The sequence below is a fragment of the Bradyrhizobium archetypum genome (assembly GCF_013114835.1).
In the GTDB taxonomy this organism is placed as follows: Bacteria; Pseudomonadota; Alphaproteobacteria; order Rhizobiales; family Xanthobacteraceae; genus Bradyrhizobium; species Bradyrhizobium archetypum.
In genome coordinates this window covers 192,496-208,732 of the sequence record NZ_JAAVLW010000009.1, presented here as the reverse complement: position 1 = coordinate 208,732, position 16,237 = coordinate 192,496, and the positions used below count along the sequence as shown (strand labels likewise).

Below are 16,237 nucleotides of genomic sequence, written 5' to 3'. Positions count from 1 at the left end.
TGCGTCGTACTCCGTTGTTCACGGCTAGATGTCGGCAGCAGCCCCAGCCGGCGCACAACATCAAGCATGACCACAATCGGCCGCAGCCAGCGGCCGACGACAAGGGTTAACTCCTCGGGGGATGACATGGCGGTCACCGCCACGGCGTTACCGGCGGCACCTTGTCGGTGGCCGGCGGCATGTCGACGGTCTTGAAATCCGCCGGTGAGACGATTTCGAGATACTCCATGTCAGGGGAGTAATCGAACAGGTAGTGCGTGATGCCCGGCCGCTGATGCACGACGTCGCCGGCCTGCACCAGGGTCGGCTTGTCCTCATACATGAAGCGCGCCCAGCCCTTGGTCATGATCACGATCTGGAATTCGCAGTCGTGACGATGCCAGCCGGTGCCGTCCTCAGGCGGCATGTCGGGATTGGCCTTGACCAGATGGCAGATCACCTGCCCGCCGGTGGCATCCGCGATGCCGAGATCGCGATATAGGAAGAAGTCGCGCAGACCTCCGCCCTTGAACTCGGTATCGCCGGGTTTGACGTGCGAGAATTTGCTGACGACGGCCTGCTTGTTCATTGAAGCCTCCACGGTTCCGGTTCGCGAGAACGCGGCCAAGCGGAGTGCGTCCAAATTTTCGGCAGCCTCGCATCGTCGCGTTCACGCCTGCGTGCGGCTATGCGAAATCCGCGCCAGCCGCGCTGCACTGCGGCGACAAGTTCTGCATTGCTGCACTGAACCGCTTGGATGGAAGCGGGAATCCGGTTTCAAAGCCCTGCGAAAGACGTCCATGCTGCGGCCGCGCCCGGTCATGGGCTGGCACCGGCTTGAGCAAGGTCCGTTGCCCAAGCCCTTCAGGCGGGCAAGGCATCGCCAGGCCTGCCTAATATTCGACCTCGAGTTCTTCGATATCCGTGGGCTCGGCCTTGGCGGCCTCGATCCATTCCTGCATCTCGGGCATCGCCATGATGGTACCCGCGTAGGCGGCGAGATCAGGTTCGAGCTTCACGTCGTAGGTCATGAAGCGGGTGACCACGGGCGCATACATGGCATCCGCCATGGTGCGCGCACCGAACAGGAACGGACCGCCTGATACTTTCAGGCAATCGCGCCAGATGGTGCAGACCCGGTCGATATCGGCCTGCGCGCGCGACCAGATCTTGAAGCCCGGGAAATGGCCCTTCAGGTTGACCGGCAGCGAGGCGCGCAACGTGGTGAAGCCGGAATGGATTTCGCCGCAAATCGAGCGGCAATGTGCACGCCGGATGCGATCCGCCGGCAACAGCCCGGCCTCCGGCCTGATCTCGTTGAGATATTCCGCAATCGCCAACGTGTCCCAGATGGTGGCGCCCTCATGGCGCAGGCATGGCACCAGGATCGAGGACGAGAGCAGCAGGATTTCGGCCCGCGCCGCCGCATCGTCCGGGGCGGTGACCACCTCCTCGAATTCGAGGCCTGCGAATTTCGCCAGCAGCCAGCCGCGCAGCGACCAGGATGAGTAGTTCTTGCTGCTGATGGTCAGTGTGGTCTTTGCCATATGGCCTTTCCTCAAGCGCGAACGTTCCCTGCCCTTGTATGAGCAGCCGGCCGCGCCGCCGCCCGCCCCTGAGCGCCGGCGATTTTGCACAGCAAACCACGTGCCAGTTTTGGAGGCAGCCGCCCCCGCTCTGGCGTCGATATTGCATGGCCTCGCGGGACAGGGGCCGACGTGAATGATGTCGACGATGTACCAAGCCTATCAGAACCACATGGACCTGACGGCGCCATGGCGGACCGGGGCAGCATCGGCACTCAAATATCTCAATCTGGTGCCGCAGGGCGTCTCCGACCGGCTGTTTGGCCGGCTGGCTGCCTCGCTCGAACTGATCTCGCGCTCTTCGCTCACCTATGACCGGCCGGCCTATGGCATCGACAGCGTGCCGGTTGGTAATCGGGAGCTGGAGGTGATCGAGGAAGTCACCTTCGCCACACCATTCGGTTCACTGCTGCACTTCAGGAAGGAGAACGCGCCCGAGCAGCCGCGGCTGCTCTTGGTGGCGCCGATGTCGGGCCATTTCGCGACGCTGCTGCGCGGCACGGTGAAGACGCTGCTGCAGGACCACGACGTCTACATCACCGACTGGCACAATCCGCGCGACATTCCGCTTGGCCATGGCCGCTTCGGCCTCGAGGACTACACCGACCACCTCATCACCTTCCTCGACAAGATCGGCCCACGCACGCACGTGGTGGCGATCTGCCAGCCGTCGGTCTCGGCGCTGGCTGCCGCCGCCGTGATGTCGGAGGATAATCACCCTGCCCGGCCGGCAACACTGACCCTGATGGCCGGGCCGATCGACACGCGGATCCAGCCGACCAAGGTCAACCAATTCGCCAAGAGCAAGCCGCTCAGATGGTTCGAGAAGAACCTGATCAACTACGTGCCGGTGCAGTGCAAGGGCGCGTTCCGCAAGGTCTATCCCGGCTTCGTGCAGCTCACCGCCTTCGTATCGATGAACCTCGAGCGCCACATCAAGCAACACATCGACCTCGCCAATCATCTGGCCAAGGGCGAGAAGGAGAAGGCGCAAATTATCAAGACCTTCTACGACGAGTATTTCGCCGTGATGGACCTGCCGGCGGAATTCTATATCGAGACCGTGCGCGACGTGTTCCAGGAGCATCTGTTGCCGCAGGGCAAACTGATGCACCGCGGCCGGCTGGTAGATCCGGCCGCGATCCGGCGCATGGGCTTGATGACGGTTGAGGGCGAAAAGGACGACATCTGCTCGACCGGCCAGACGCTGGCGGCGCAGGACCTCTGCACCGGCGTGCGTACCTATCGCAAGGTGCACCACATGCAGGCCGGCGTCGGCCATTACGGCGTGTTCTCGGGCAAGCGCTGGAACAACGAGATCTATCCGCTGCTGCGGGATTTCGTGCATGTGAATGCGTGATCTGTAGTCACCTCTCCCGCTTGCGGGGGAGGTCGCCGTGCTCGTAGAGCACGGCGGGTGGGGGCGCACCCGCCGTTGTCGAACTAGCCGCCTCCCTCTTCGCGCGCTAACATTCTCCCAAGGACGACCGCTCAAGAGTCGTCCGGGAGGAATCATCAATGCGACTTTCTGCAACTCTTCGCCCCCTTGCGCTCGCCATTATCGGTAGCTTCCTGCTCAGCGTCACGGCCACAGCCGCCGAGGTGCGGGTGATGATCTCGGGCGGGCTGACGGCGGCCTACAAGGCGCTGGTGCCGGCATTTGAGCGTACCACCGGCCACAAGGTGCTCACCGCCTATGGGCCGTCGATGGGCACGACGACCAATGCGATTCCGGTGCGGCTGGAACGGGGTGAGCCTGCCGACGTCCTGATCATGGTCGGCTACGCGCTCGACGATCTCGTCAAGAAGGGCAAGGCGATCGGCGACAGCAAGGTCGATCTCGTCAAATCGCCGATCGGGGTTGCCGTGAAGTCGGGCGCGCCGAAGCCCGATATCTCTACGGCCGACGCGGTCAAACGGGCCCTGCTCGCGGCGAACACCATCGCCTATTCCGACAGCGCCAGCGGTGTCTACGTTTCGACCGAAATGTTCGACAAGCTCGGCATCAAGGAGGCGATGCAGGGCAAGGCGCGGAAGATTCCGGCAACGCCAGTCGGTGAAATCGTCGCCCATGGCGAGGCCGAGATCGGCTTCCAGCAGATGAGCGAATTGAAGCCGGTGGAAGGCATCGATATCGTCGGCCCGCTGCCGGACGAGTTGCAGAAGATCACGGTGTTTTCCGCGGGCCTTGCCAGCGTTTCGAAAGAGCCCGAGGCGGGCAAGGCGTTGATCAAGTTCCTCGCCTCGCCGGCCGCGCGCGGCGAAATCGTCAAGAGTGGGCTCGATCCGATCGCGGCGAATTGAGCTGTCATCGCCCGGCCTCGACGGGCGATCCAGTACGCCGCAGCGCACATTGTGAAAACGAACTGCCTACACGGAGTACTGGATGCCCCGCCTTCGCGGGGCATGACAAAACTAGCGATGCATGTGCTGCATGGCCAGCAGCACGATCACGGCGAGCGCCAGCACCACCGTCGTGCTTTTCCAGAACAGGAGCGGATTGCGCTCGATCAGCGGCGTCGACGACGAGCTGACATAGTTCGCGTTAGGATGGCGCAGATCGAACAGAAATTCCGAAAAGCTGTCGTAGCGCTTGAGCGGATTGGGATGCACCGCCTTTTCGAGCGTGCCATCGATCCACTGCGGCAATTCCCGGTCGCCATGCGACGCCGGACGATAGACCAGCTTGTTGAATTGCGACCGGGTCCGCGCCTTGGCGATCTGCGCACCATAGGGCAATTTTCCGGTCAGCATCTGGTAGGTGATGACGCCAAGGGAGAACAGGTCGGAACGCGTCGTCGCCGGCTCGCCGAGAAAATATTCGGGCGCGGTATATTGCAAGGTGCCAAGAATGTCGTTGCGGATGCCTGACGGCTCGGCCTCGACGACGCCGGTGATTTTCGTCGACCCGAAATCGATGATCTTCACCGTACCCGTGGCGTCGATCATGATGTTGTCGGGCCGGATGTCCTGGTGCAGCATCTCCTTGCGGTGGAAGGCGCGCAAGCCCTTGGCGATCTGCTCGACGATGCCGCGCACGGTTTCCAGGCTTGGCTTCGGATTGTCGATCATCCACTGCGTCAGCGTCTGCCCGTCGATATATTCGGTCGCGACATAGAGGAAGTTGCGCTTGCGCTGCAGCAGGCAGGGTTTCAGCACATGCGGACTGTCGATCCGCCGCGCCACCCATTCCTCCATCATGAACCGCTTGAGGTAAGCGGGATCGTCCCGCAGATCGATCGACGGGATCTTGATGGCCACGACCGCGTCGGTTTCGATGTCGACGGCGAGATAGATGTGGCTGCGGCTGGAGCCGTGCAGCTCGCGGACGATTCGGTAGCCGTCGAACACGGTGCGCGCCTCCAGCAGCGGCGGCAGCGGCAGTTCATGCGGCTGCGCGAACACTTCGCGCGCGGCGCCGTCGGGCACTTCGTCGACGCGGACGATCTGGACGGTGAGGTTGTCTTTGCTGCCAGCTTCAAAAGCCTGGTCGACAATCTCCTTCGCGGCCGCGTCGAGATCGGCGCCGCCTTCATTCACCGCCTTTGCAATGCGTCGCGCGCTGAGATGCTCGTAGATGCCGTCGGTCACGAGCACGAAGATGTCGCCCGGCTCGATACGCAGCATCTGGTAGTCGATCTCGATTTGCGGATTTACGCCGAGGGCCCGCCCGAGATAGCTTTGCTGCGAGGAGATGACGATGCGGTGATCGTTGGTCAGTTGCTCCAGCGTGCTGCCGGAGAGACGATAGATGCGGGAATCGCCGATGTGAAAGAGATGCGCCGTGGTCGACTTGATGACCATGGCGGAGAGCGTACAGACGTAGCCGCGGTCCTTGTCATAAGCATACTGGCTGCGGGTCTGCGAATGCAGCCAGGAATTGGTCGCCTCCAGCACGCGCTGCGCCGAGGTGCGCACCGACCAGGACTCCGAAGTGCAGTAATAGTCGGTCAAAAACCCCTTGACCGCCGATTCCGCTGCGACCCGGCTCACCTTGCTCGTGCTGATGCCGTCAGCCAGCACGATGGAAATGCCCTTGAGGCTGAGCAGCGGCTCGCCCGGGATCAGGACGCCATGGAAATCCTGGTTGGTTTCCTTGGCTCCCTTATCGGAGAATTGTCCGACCGATATTTTCAGCTCGCGCGGCATCCCCGGCTTTCACGACAATGGGCCTCTCCCCTGGCGAGGAGAGGCCCATCATGATCTTAAGATCAAGCGGCGATCCGCGAGGACGGCCGCGAAGGTGCCGCAGCCGACGCGTTGCGCGACGGGCCGGTCTTGACGTGGGTCGCATACAGCGTCAGCCCGGTGAAGGCGAGGCCGCCGACAAGGTTGCCAATGACGGTCGGGATCTCGTTCCAGAAGATGTAGTCCCACCAGGTGAACTTGCCGCCGAGCAGGAGGCCGGACGGGAACAGGAACATGTTCACGATGGAATGCTCGAAGGTCATGAAGAAAAACAGCATGATCGGCATCCACATCGCGATCACCTTGCCGCTGACATGGGTGGAGATCATAGCTCCCACCACACCGGCCGAGACCATCCAATTGCAGAGCATGCCGCGGACGAACAGCGTCAGCATGCCGGCCGCGCCATGATTGGCGTAACCGACGGTGCGGCTCTCGCCGATGGTGCCGATCACCTGTCCGACCTTATCGGGCGGCGAGGAGAAGCCGAAGGTGAACACGATCGCCATCATCACCGCCACCGTGAAGGCGCCGGCGAAATTGCCGATGAAGACGAGGCCCCAGTTGCGCAGCACGCCGCCGAGCGTCACGCCCGGGCGCTTGTCGATCAGCGCCAGCGGCGCCAGCACGAACACGCCGGTGAGCAGGTCGAAGCCAAGCAGATAGAGCATGCAGAAACCGACTGGAAACAGCGCAGCGCCGACGATCGGCACACCGGTCTGCACGTTGATGGTCACCGCGAAAGCGGCGGCAAGCGCGAGGATCGCTCCGGCCATGTAGGCGCGGATGACCGTATCGCGCGTCGACATGAAGATTTTGGATTCTCCGGCGTCGACCATCTTGGTCACGAATTCCGAAGGCGCGAGATAGGCCATTCCAGTTCCCCTTTCGAGACAACGTTGAAGCGCGCCGGATGCTGCGCAGCCGTGCACCGACTAAAAAGTGAAAACCTTGTCGTCCTCGTACGCGACAAATCCCGCGCCGCGATTGAACGGCACAGAACGACGCGGGTCACGCCGGATCAGGAACTAGGATATGCGCGAGCTATCGTGAGGTGGTCCCGATGACTGCTCGAAGCGCCTCACGCGAGGCCGCTTGATCCCAACGCCTTCGGCCAACGCTGGCCTTGGCAATCCGAACGGACGACAGTCGTCATTGACTGCGACAGCATTAAGCAATCGATGTGCCAACCCGAGGGAGCAGAAATCCCCCATTATTCCCGTGACTTAGCTGTGGGACCGTAAAACATCGGGAGTTTGCGCAGTGCCCTGAATTTGTGCAGTTGCACAGATGCCGCGCAATGATCCCGCTGTGCGCAATGGATTGCTTCGTCGTTTCGCTCCTCGCAATGAAAGCTGAAGCCGCAAACTCACTGCCGTCCGGGACAAGCGAGCACAGCGAGCGCCGATCCGGGACCCATAGCCACAGGACAAAGTTTTGCGAACGTTGGCGCCCCAGCGTCTTCCAGCAACGCAATCCTGTGGTTATGGATCTCTGCGTTCTCAGGGACGACAGCGGAGCAAGCTTCTAATTCGTCTGCGTCCGCACCGGCCGGTCCTTCAAGCCGTTATTGTCATAGGCCTTGCGTAGCGTGCCGTTGGCGATCGCTTCGTTGAGAAACTTGACCGCAAACGCCAGCGAGTGCGGACGATTGGGCGGCACGGCCACAGCCGTCACGGTCTGCTTGAAGGTTTCATCGAGCACGCGGGTGCCCGGGATCTGCTTTGCCATGGCGTTGAGCTGATCGCGCGACAGCGCGAACGCGTCGATCTCGCCAGCTTTGAGTAGGCTGAAGATCTCGTCATAAGTCTGGTAGCCGGTGACTTTGGCGTTCGTCAGATGCGCGATCGCGCCGCGCATCGTGGTCGTGTTGTTGACGGCAGCGACCTTGATGCCGGGTTGATCGAGCGCTGCGAAATTCGTGATCGGTGAGCCCGGCTTGACGATGTAGGTCGCGTCCGCAACCTCGTAGATCGGCCCGAACGACATCCTGCCCTCGCGTTCCGGATCCTTCGGCAGGAAGGTGATGTCCCAGGTGCCCTTCGATACCGCGTCGACGATCTGCCCGGAATTGTTGTGCGCGACAAATTCGACGGGAACGCCAAGCTGCTCCGCCATCGCCTTGCCGAGATCGACCGGCACGCCGGCATAGCCGGTTTCGGTCTTGGTCGACCAGAACGCGCCGCCGGCTGGACTGATCGCAATCGCCACGCGCAGCTTGCCGGTCGGCGCGATCTCGTCCTTCAGGGCATCCGCTGCGGAGGGCATCGTCATCATCACTGTCCATCCCAGAAAGAGGCCGGCTATTCGCGGCGCGGGTTGATTGAACATCGGAAGCTCCTTCCCCAGCGGTGGCTGGCGTCGCATTCATCCTGTCACGGATGATCAGCGCTTCTTCTTTGCGGCCGCGCCTTTTGATGCCGCGGCCGGCGTTGCCGGCTTGGCCGGCTCGGCCGTTTCGAACTTGCCGATCGCGATGAGCTGCACGCGCGCGTTGGCCGGCGACGCCGGCCGGTTGATATCCTGCAACTGTTCCTCGCCGAGGCCAAGCGCCTGAAGCCGTTTCGGCGCCACCTTGAAGGTGTTCACCAGCACGTCGCGAATCGATTCGGCACGCCGCTGGCTCAGGATCAGATTGTGGTCGCGCCTTCCGGCTGATTCGACGTGATCGACGATCAGATAACGATAGGGCCGCGTCTTCGGATCCGTCAGTGCGTCGGCGATGCTGCCGATTGTCTGATAGGAGGCTGGCCGGATCAGCGAAGAATCTTGGTCGAACACGACGTCGAAACGGATTTGCGGCAGTTTTGTCAGTTGCGGCGCGATCGGCGGCCGTTTCTGCGGCTGGGCATCCGCCCTCGCCTTGATGCGGTCGGCCGCCTGCTGGCGCAAGGCAGCAAGGTCGATATCCGCCTCGCCGTCGACAGCAAGCTTCTCGATGATGTCTGCCGTCGACGTTGCCGTTTGCGCCCGGCTCGCCGCCATCGGCAAGGCAAACAGCGCCAGGGCGGAAAGCACGAGAGCGATGCCGCGCAGCCTTTCTCCCCCAAGCATCATTGATACCCCGCGGCGTTGATCGCCTTGTTGCAGTTCGGGGTCGCCTTCTTGGTGGATTCCAACAGACATTGCAGCCCCTTGACGGGATCGTGCCGAACCTCGCCGCAGAAGCGGTTCAATTCCCAATTGCACAATTTTACAAGCGAGGTGCGCGCAGTGATGCGCTGCTGGATGGCGCCGAGCGCCTGCGGATAATCCGCCTTGCACTTCGCCGACACCACGTCCTGGTTGCGGCCGAGGCACTCCCTCAGGCGCGTCGCGTCGAGATTGACGCCGCGGCAGTTGTCATCGATGTCCTTGCCGCAGCTCGCGGCCAGCATGGCCGCGGCTTCCTCGAATTTCATGCTCTGCGCTGCCGCCAGCGAAGGCACCGATAGCGCAATGATGCAAAGGAAAAGCCGGATTCGGGTCATGCGCTCACCTCACACAAGGAGGGTGGCAATGGTCAAGTGCTCTGTTCGATCTGGCTACGCAACTTCCGTGCTATTGCGCCGCAGCAAATCGTCGCGGGCAGCCCAGCCCCGGACGCCCCGACATGCAACAACCAGGGGACGGACTTTGCGGCATATGACAAGGTGATGACGCCACGACGTCGAATTCACCGCGTGGATTGCGCCGCCGGCACCGTGATTTCCCGCGGCAGGATGAGCGCTGCCACGATCACCACCAGGCATAGCGCGCCGAACGCCTGCAGCATGGTGACAAAGCCGCCCTTTTCATACAGCCAGGCCACCAGACCGACGGAAGCGCCCGCCGCGGTGAAGCCGACGAAGTAGCGCACCGAATAGGCGCGCGAGCGCCATTCCTCGGTGGTGTACTTGCCGACCATGGCATCGTTGACGGTGACCTGGCCGAACGCGCCCATCACGATGCCGATGGAGGCGATGATCAGCGGCAGGTTCGAAAGCGTCGCCGCGAAATACATGAATGGCGCCAGCAGGAACGACAGCGGCAGCATCACGGTTTTCAACGAAAAATGGTCGATCAGCTTGCCGATCGTATATTGCGTCATGGCACCGAAGACATAGACACCGGCCGCGATAACCCCGAGCAATGCCGGGCTCTCGGTCAGGCCCGCCAGCCGCTCGGCGAACAGCTTTGGCATCGCCACGGTGATGGCGTTGAACGTGGTGGATATCGCGATCACCACGATCAATAGCGCCAGCAATACCCGCCACATATCCTGCTTCGCCACCCGCGCCTGCGCCGCCGCCTGCCTGGTGCCGGTCCGGTCCTCATGGACCACCGTGATGGCAAAGGCCACGCCGATCAGCACCGTGACGATACCCGGGATGATGAAGGCCCAGCGCCAGCCGAGATATTGCCCGATCACGCCGGTGACGAGCGCCGACGACGCCACGCCAAGATTGCCCCACACGCCGTTCAGGCCCATCTCGCGGCCGAGCCTGTCGGCATAGGATACGATCATCGCGGTACCGACGGGATGATAGATCGAGGCAAACAGGCCGATCGCGAGCAGCGCCGCGCCGAGCTGCAGCGGGCTCGAGACGAAGCCGACCGCAATCATCGAGGCGCCGATACCGAGAAAGAAGATCACCATCATGTGGCGGCGGCTCCAGCGGTCGCCGAGCCAGCCGGTAAGAAGCGAGCCCGCGCCGAAGGCGACGAAGCCCGGGGTGGCGTAAGGCAGTAGCTCCGAATAGGCCATGCCGAGCGCCGGCCCCATGATGATGACGGCGGCGGCAAAGATCAGCATCGAATAATGGTCGATGAAATGGGCGGCGTTGACGAAAGTGATCACCCGGCTTGGGCTGTTCCTTGCACCGTTCCTTGGGCTGTTCATGGTCGATTCCCGAATCCCGCAATTTTCCGAAATAGGTTATACGGGGATGTCCTGACGGGATGCCGCCAATGAATATCGCCGAAAAGCCAATTGCCGCCATTATCGGGCGCCGCATCTCGACCGGCGACGGCATCCACATGATCGCCAACAGCTACGAGAAAGGCATCCGGCTGGACACCCACATGCATCGCGAGGCGCAACTGGTCTATGCGGCGAAGGGCACGATGCAGGTCACGACGCCGAAAGGCCGCTGGCTGGTGCCGCCGGACCGCGCGGTATGGGTCCCCTCCCTATCCGAACACGCGATCGACGTGCTCGCCGATATCGAGATGCGGACGCTTTATTTCGAACTCGACTGGCTGCGGCGCGAGGCGCGCAGCCACAGCCTGGAGGCGGAATTCGTGGTGCGGGTCTCGCCGCTTCTGCACCAGACGATTCTCGCCCTGTTCGACGATCGCAGCGATTGCCAGCGAACCGAGCTTCTGCTGCGGCTTGTAATGATGGAGCTAGATCGCGCCGAGGATTCCGCGACCTTCATCCCGTTGCCGCGCGAGCCGCGCTGCCGGCGCGCGGCGCACATCGTGCTGGCCGATCCAACCGGCGACCATGAGATCGAGATGCTGGCGCGCGAGGTCGGCACCTCGGCGCGGACGCTGTCACGGCTATTCTCGTCGGAGACGCAGTTGAGCTTCAAGAGCTGGTGCCAGCGCGCCCGGATTGCCGCAGCGATCGAGAAGCTATCGACGGATGTCGGCATTTCGGTCAAGCAGCTTGCCTCGGATTTGGGCTATGCCAGCGTGCCGGCGTTTTCCCACGCTTTCCGGCAGGTCACCGGCAAGACGCCTACGGAGTTCGCCGCAAAGGAATGAGGCAGACTCGTCATACGCGGGCTTGACCCGCGTATCCATCAATCTTCTTCAAAAGAAGATGGATGGCCGGGTCAAGCCCGGCCATGGCGACAAATACACGGGGCGAGGCATGATATTCCCGCACCATCGTGCGCTTGATTGTGATCGGCACCGCCCTAAATTCCATGTAAGATTCCGCAACCCTCGCTGGATTCGACCCGCCACATGGCCAACGCTTTCTTCTCCGATCTTCTTGCCACGATATCAGAGCGCGGCCGTACGCTGCTGCGGCGCGCCGGGCCATCCGACGACGGCCAGGACGCGTCGGAACTGATCGAATTATGCGAGGCACTGTTGTCAGGCCGCGGTGAAGCCTCCGGCACCGCGATGGCGCGTGACGTGCTCGATCGCTACCACGACCTCGACACCGCTGGCCGCCTCTCCTTCTTCGAAACGCTGGCCCGCGATTTCGGCCCTGAACGCGAGAAACTGTCGCAGGCGATCGAGAGCTGGCGCAACCAGCCAAACGATTCTGACGCCAGCGACCTTCATTTTGCCTCCGAGCCGCGGCGGCAGGAGCTGATCCGCCGGCTCAACCGCGCACCGGGCGGCACCAGCGATCTGGTGGCGATGCGGGCCGACCTGCTTTCGCTGATGAAGGGCAACAAGGATCTGGCCGCGCTCGATCGCGACATGGTGCATCTGCTGTCTTCTTGGTTCAACAGGGGATTTCTCGTGCTGCGGAGGATCGACTGGTCGACACCGGCCAATATTCTGGAACAGATCATTCGCTATGAGGCCGTGCACGAAATCCGCGACTGGAACGATCTGCGCCGCCGCATCGACCCGGTCGATCGCCGCTGCTACGCCTTCTTCCATCCGCAGCTCAATGACGAGCCGCTGATCTTCGTCGAGGTCGCGCTGACCGAGGCGATCCCAACCGCGATCGCGCCGCTGCTCGCCGCCGAGCGTCAGCCGGTGCCGGTCGAGCGCGCGCGTACCGCCGTGTTCTATTCGATCTCCAATACGCAAAAGGGGCTTGGCGGCATCTCCTTCGGCAGCTTCCTGATCAAGCAGGTGGTCGAGGAATTGCGGCGCGAACTGCCGAAGCTCGACACCTTCATCACGCTGTCGCCGGTGCCGGGCTTCATGCAATGGCTGAAGAAGGCCGGGGACGTGCCGGTCAGCGACGACGAGCGGACGCTGCTGGAGGCGCTCGACAGACCGGACTGGTTCGAAAATGCCGAACTGACCGCGCAACTGCGCGCCGTGGTGGAGCCGCTGGCCGCGTATTATTTCCTGAAAGCTCGCACGCCAAAGGGCCGGCTGGTCGATTCGGTGGCGCGCTTCCATATCGGCAACGGCGCGCGGCTGGAGAAGATCAACTGGCTGGGCGATCTCTCGCCCAAGGGCCTGCGCGAATCTGCCGGTGTCATGGTCAACTATCTCTATCGTCTCGAAGACATCGAAAAGAACCACGAGGCCTACGCCAACCAGGGCGAGATCGCCGCCTCCAGCGCGGTGAAGAAGCTGCTCAGGACTGAAGGCCGGCGGCTGCTGGACATGCGGCTGTCGTAGACCGCGCGGAGTCCTTTCGCGATGACGATCATCTGGAGCGACGACCGGACGGGCGTGGATTGGCAGGAACTCGAAGCGCTCTATCGGGCCGCCCCGCTCGGCAACAAGAATGCGGATGATCTCGAACTGGTGTTCGGCAACAGCATGTTCTGCTGCTTTGCCCGTGATAACGGCCGCCTGGTCGGCGCCGGCCGCGTTCTAGCTGACGGACGTGATTGCGCCTATCTCTGCGATGTCGCGGTTTTGCCAAGCCATCAGGGGACAGGTCTCGGAAAGCAGATCGTCGAACGGCTGCTCACGATGTCGCAAGGACACAACAAGATCATCCTCTATTCGGTCGCCGGCCGCGAGCCGTTCTATGCAAAATTCGGCTTCCTGCGGATGAAGACCGCGATGGCGATTTTCAGGAACCGGCAGTCCGCGATCGACAAGGGACTCTTGGCGGAGGGCTGATGCTTGGCGATCGCGCCCGTTCATCGCCTCTCTTGTCATGCCCGCGCAGGCGGGCATCCAGTATTCGCCGACGTCACTAATCCGCCGAGCAGCCGCGGCGTACTGGATCGTCCGCTTTCGCGGACGATGACGGCATCAAGCCGCCTGCCCCGCTTCAGGACCTGTACTCATAGAGCAACCGGGCCCGGATGGTGCCTTCCAGCGCCCGGATATCCGCGAGCACGCGCTGGCCGTCGGCGGCCGAAGCATCGACGTCCAGCACCACGTAGCCGACATCGTGAGCGGTCTCGTAATATTGCGCGGCGATGTTGACGGCATGACGCGCCAGCACTTCATTCAAACGCCCGAGCATGCCCGGCAGGTTACGCTGCACCTGAATAAAACGCGTGCCTGTCGGGCGCGTGGGCAATTGAACCTGCGGGAAGTTGACGGCGCCCATGGTCGAGCCGGAATCGCTGTACTCGACCAGCTTGCGCGCTACTTCGGCGCCGATCCGCTCCTGCGCCTCCTCGGTCGAACCGCCGATATGCGGCGTCAGGATGACGTTCTCCAGCCCTTGCAGCGGCGAGACGAAGCGCTCGGCGTTCGAGCGCGGCTCGACCGGAAAGACGTCGACGGCGGCGCCGCGAAGCCGGTTTTCGCGCAGCGCCTCGGCGAGTGCCTCAAGGTCCACGACCGTGCCGCGGCTGTTGTTGATGAAATACGCACCATGCTTGATCGCGCGAATCTCCTCCCGCCCGATCATGCCGTGGGTGGCGGGAGTTTCCGGTACATGCAGGCTCACGACATCGCTTTGCGCCAGCAGTTCATGCAGGCTCGCGGTCGGCTCGGTGTTGCCGTGACGAAGCCTGTCGGTGTGATCATAGAAGATCACCCGCATGCCCATCGCTTCCGCGAGATTGGAGAGCTGCGAGCCGATATTGCCATAACCGACGATGCCGAGCGTCTTGCCCCTTACCTCATAGCTGTCGTTGGCCGACTTGTCCCAACGCCCTTCGTGGGCGGCGTTGGAGCGTGCGACGATCCGGCGCAGCAGGATGACGATCTCGCCGATGACCAGTTCTGCCACGCTCCGCGTGTTGGAGAACGGCGCGTTGAAAACGGGAATTCCGCTCCGGCGCGCGGCCTCGAGGTCCACCTGGTTGGTGCCAACGCTGAAACATCCGACCGCGATCAGGCGGTCCGCAGCATCAAGAACCTCCTTGGTGATTTGCGTGCGCGAGCGGATGCCGAGCAGATGCACGCCCTTGACGGCCTCTTTCAGCGCATCGGCCTCGAGCGCCTTGGACAGGCGTGTCATGTTGGAATAACCTGCAGCCTCGATCATCTGCGCGGCGCTGTCGTTGACACCTTCAAGGAGCAAGACGCGGATCTTGTCCTTCGCAAGCGAGAGTTGGGGAAGCGTGGTGGCCAAGATCGCGGTGTCCTTCAACGATGGATGAGCGGTAAACTGGCGGCCCGGAAATCCTTGATAGGCGCCAGAGCGAATGCCCTGTCCAGGCCACCGATTCCAATCTTTCCTATGGCATCCGGCCCTACGCCGCCAGCGCCTTCATCTCTGCATAGAGATCGGATTTCCCCTCGAACCCGATGCCGGGGATATCCGGCATGGTGATGTGGCCGTTCTCGACACGAACGCCATCGGGGAAGCCGCCATAGGGCTGGAACAGGTCGGGATAGCTTTCATTGCCGCCAAGGCCGAGGCCGGCCGCGATGTTGAGCGACATCTGGTGGCCGCCATGCGGGATGCAGCGGCTCGGTGACCAGCCGTGCGTCTTCAGCACTTCCAGCGTTCGCTGGTATTCGCACAAGCCATAGGACAGCGCGCAGTCGAACTGCAGCCAGTCGCGATCGGGGCGCATGCCGCCATAGCGGATCAGGTTTCTTGCGTCCTGGTGGCTGAAGAGATTTTCACCCGTAGCCATGGCTGCGGGATAGAACTCGGCCAACGCCGCCTGCAGCGCAAAGTCAAGCGGATCGCCGGCTTCCTCGTACCAGAACAGCGGATATTCGCGCAACATTTTGGCATAGGCGATCGCGGTCTCCAGATCGAAGCGGCCGTTGGCATCGACGGCGAGCTGCGCGTTCTTGCCGATCTCCTTCAGCACGGCTTCGATGCGCTCGCGGTCTTCGGCGATCGGCGCACCGCCGATCTTCATCTTGACGACGTCATAGCCGCGGTCGAGATAGGCGCGCATCTCGCCGCGCAGCGCGGCCAGATCCTTGCCAGGATAATAATAGCCGCCGGCGGCATAGACGAACACACGCGGATTGGACTCGCGGCCATGGCGCTCCGCGAGCAGGCGGAACAGCGGCTTGCCCGCGATCTTGGCGACCGCATCCCACACTGCCATGTCGATAGTGCCTACCGCGACCGAGCGCTCGCCATGGCCGCCCGGCTTTTCGTTCGACATCATCGCCGCCCAGACCTTGTCCGGGTCGAGATTGTTGCCGGAGGCATCGAGCAGGCTCTTGGGATCGGCCTCTTTCAGCCGCGGCGCAAATCGTTCGCGGATCAACCCACCCTGCCCGTAGCGGCCATTGGAATTGAAGCCGTAGCCGACGACGCGCTTGCCGTCGCGCACCGCGTCGGTGACGACGGCGACGAGGCTCGTCGTCATCTTGGTGAAATCGATATAGGCGTTGCGGATCGGCGAGGAGATCGGCTTTGTGATTTCGCAGACGTCGACGATGCGGACGGACATGATGGACAGCTTTCAGATGATGCCGTCATTGCGAGGAGC

The 16,237-nt window shown here is 62.5% G+C and carries 16 protein-coding genes; 5 read left to right on the top strand and 11 right to left on the bottom strand.

Going from position 1 to position 16,237, the window contains the following annotated elements:
* Nucleotides 1–133: 133 nt before the first annotated feature.
* A complete protein-coding gene (locus tag HCN50_RS27710; RefSeq protein ID WP_171713063.1) occupies nucleotides 134–568 on the bottom strand; it encodes a cupin domain-containing protein in 435 nt (144 codons plus the stop codon).
* 304 nt (nucleotides 569–872) lie between these two features.
* Nucleotides 873–1,526, bottom strand: coding sequence for a glutathione S-transferase family protein (locus HCN50_RS27705; RefSeq protein ID WP_171713062.1), 654 nt, complete (start codon nucleotides 1,524–1,526; stop codon nucleotides 873–875).
* Between the two features lie 175 nt (nucleotides 1,527–1,701).
* Here HCN50_RS27705 and HCN50_RS27700 point away from each other — a divergent pair, with 175 nt between their 5' ends.
* Both HCN50_RS27700 and HCN50_RS27695 read left to right on the top strand, forming a co-directional pair.
* Nucleotides 1,702–2,925, top strand: a complete 1,224-nt coding sequence (locus HCN50_RS27700) for a polyhydroxyalkanoate depolymerase (protein WP_171713061.1) — start codon at nucleotides 1,702–1,704, stop codon at nucleotides 2,923–2,925.
* Between the two features lie 158 nt (nucleotides 2,926–3,083).
* The gene (locus tag HCN50_RS27695) at nucleotides 3,084–3,869 is read left to right on the top strand and encodes a substrate-binding domain-containing protein (RefSeq protein WP_171713060.1); all 786 of its coding nucleotides are present in this window, start codon (nucleotides 3,084–3,086) and stop codon (nucleotides 3,867–3,869) included.
* 111 nt (nucleotides 3,870–3,980) lie between these two features.
* On the opposite strand, the gene HCN50_RS27690 is transcribed toward HCN50_RS27695, so the two are convergent.
* The 6 genes from HCN50_RS27690 to HCN50_RS27665 form a co-directional block, all read right to left on the bottom strand.
* Nucleotides 3,981–5,714 (bottom strand): bifunctional protein-serine/threonine kinase/phosphatase, encoded by a 1,734-nt coding sequence (locus HCN50_RS27690; RefSeq protein ID WP_171713059.1) that lies wholly within the window; start codon nucleotides 5,712–5,714, stop codon nucleotides 3,981–3,983.
* A gap of 62 nt (nucleotides 5,715–5,776) precedes the next feature.
* On the bottom strand, nucleotides 5,777–6,628 hold the full coding sequence (locus tag HCN50_RS27685; RefSeq protein ID WP_171713058.1) for a formate/nitrite transporter family protein: 852 nt from the start codon (nucleotides 6,626–6,628) through the stop codon (nucleotides 5,777–5,779).
* 652 nt (nucleotides 6,629–7,280) lie between these two features.
* Nucleotides 7,281–8,027 carry an ABC transporter substrate-binding protein gene (locus tag HCN50_RS27680; protein ID WP_235977256.1) on the bottom strand — a complete coding sequence of 249 codons (747 nt, stop codon included), beginning with the start codon at nucleotides 8,025–8,027 and terminating at the stop codon, nucleotides 7,281–7,283.
* Between the two features lie 111 nt (nucleotides 8,028–8,138).
* Entirely contained in the window at nucleotides 8,139–8,810 is a 672-nt protein-coding gene (locus HCN50_RS27675; RefSeq protein WP_171713056.1) for an OmpA family protein, read from the bottom strand.
* A complete protein-coding gene (locus HCN50_RS27670) occupies nucleotides 8,807–9,223 on the bottom strand; it encodes a hypothetical protein (protein ID WP_171713055.1) in 417 nt (138 codons plus the stop codon). Before HCN50_RS27670 ends, HCN50_RS27675 begins: the two co-directional genes overlap by 4 nt.
* A gap of 185 nt (nucleotides 9,224–9,408) precedes the next feature.
* Nucleotides 9,409–10,614, bottom strand: coding sequence for an MFS transporter (locus tag HCN50_RS27665; RefSeq protein WP_171713054.1), 1,206 nt, complete (start codon nucleotides 10,612–10,614; stop codon nucleotides 9,409–9,411).
* Between the two features lie 68 nt (nucleotides 10,615–10,682).
* Here HCN50_RS27665 and HCN50_RS27660 point away from each other — a divergent pair, with 68 nt between their 5' ends.
* Complete coding sequence (locus HCN50_RS27660) at nucleotides 10,683–11,483, top strand: AraC family transcriptional regulator (protein ID WP_235977235.1); 801 nt, start codon at nucleotides 10,683–10,685, stop codon at nucleotides 11,481–11,483.
* Between the two features lie 10 nt (nucleotides 11,484–11,493).
* Here HCN50_RS27660 and HCN50_RS27655 read toward each other — a convergent pair whose 3' ends face one another.
* On the bottom strand, nucleotides 11,494–11,649 hold the full coding sequence (locus HCN50_RS27655; RefSeq protein ID WP_171713052.1) for a hypothetical protein: 156 nt from the start codon (nucleotides 11,647–11,649) through the stop codon (nucleotides 11,494–11,496).
* 38 nt (nucleotides 11,650–11,687) lie between these two features.
* Here HCN50_RS27655 and HCN50_RS27650 point away from each other — a divergent pair, with 38 nt between their 5' ends.
* Together HCN50_RS27650 and HCN50_RS27645 are read left to right on the top strand one after the other, a co-directional pair.
* Complete coding sequence (locus tag HCN50_RS27650; RefSeq protein WP_171713051.1) at nucleotides 11,688–13,040, top strand: malonyl-CoA decarboxylase; 1,353 nt, start codon at nucleotides 11,688–11,690, stop codon at nucleotides 13,038–13,040.
* A 21-nt stretch (nucleotides 13,041–13,061) separates the two neighbouring features.
* Nucleotides 13,062–13,493 (top strand): GNAT family N-acetyltransferase, encoded by a 432-nt coding sequence (locus HCN50_RS27645; RefSeq protein ID WP_171713050.1) that lies wholly within the window; start codon nucleotides 13,062–13,064, stop codon nucleotides 13,491–13,493.
* Between the two features lie 154 nt (nucleotides 13,494–13,647).
* On the opposite strand, the gene serA is transcribed toward HCN50_RS27645, so the two are convergent.
* Complete coding sequence (gene serA, locus HCN50_RS27640; RefSeq protein WP_171713049.1) at nucleotides 13,648–14,907, bottom strand: phosphoglycerate dehydrogenase; 1,260 nt, start codon at nucleotides 14,905–14,907, stop codon at nucleotides 13,648–13,650.
* Nucleotides 14,908–15,028: 121 nt separating this feature from the next.
* Complete coding sequence (locus tag HCN50_RS27635; protein WP_171713048.1) at nucleotides 15,029–16,198, bottom strand: mandelate racemase/muconate lactonizing enzyme family protein; 1,170 nt, start codon at nucleotides 16,196–16,198, stop codon at nucleotides 15,029–15,031.
* Nucleotides 16,199–16,237: the final 39 nt, after the last annotated feature.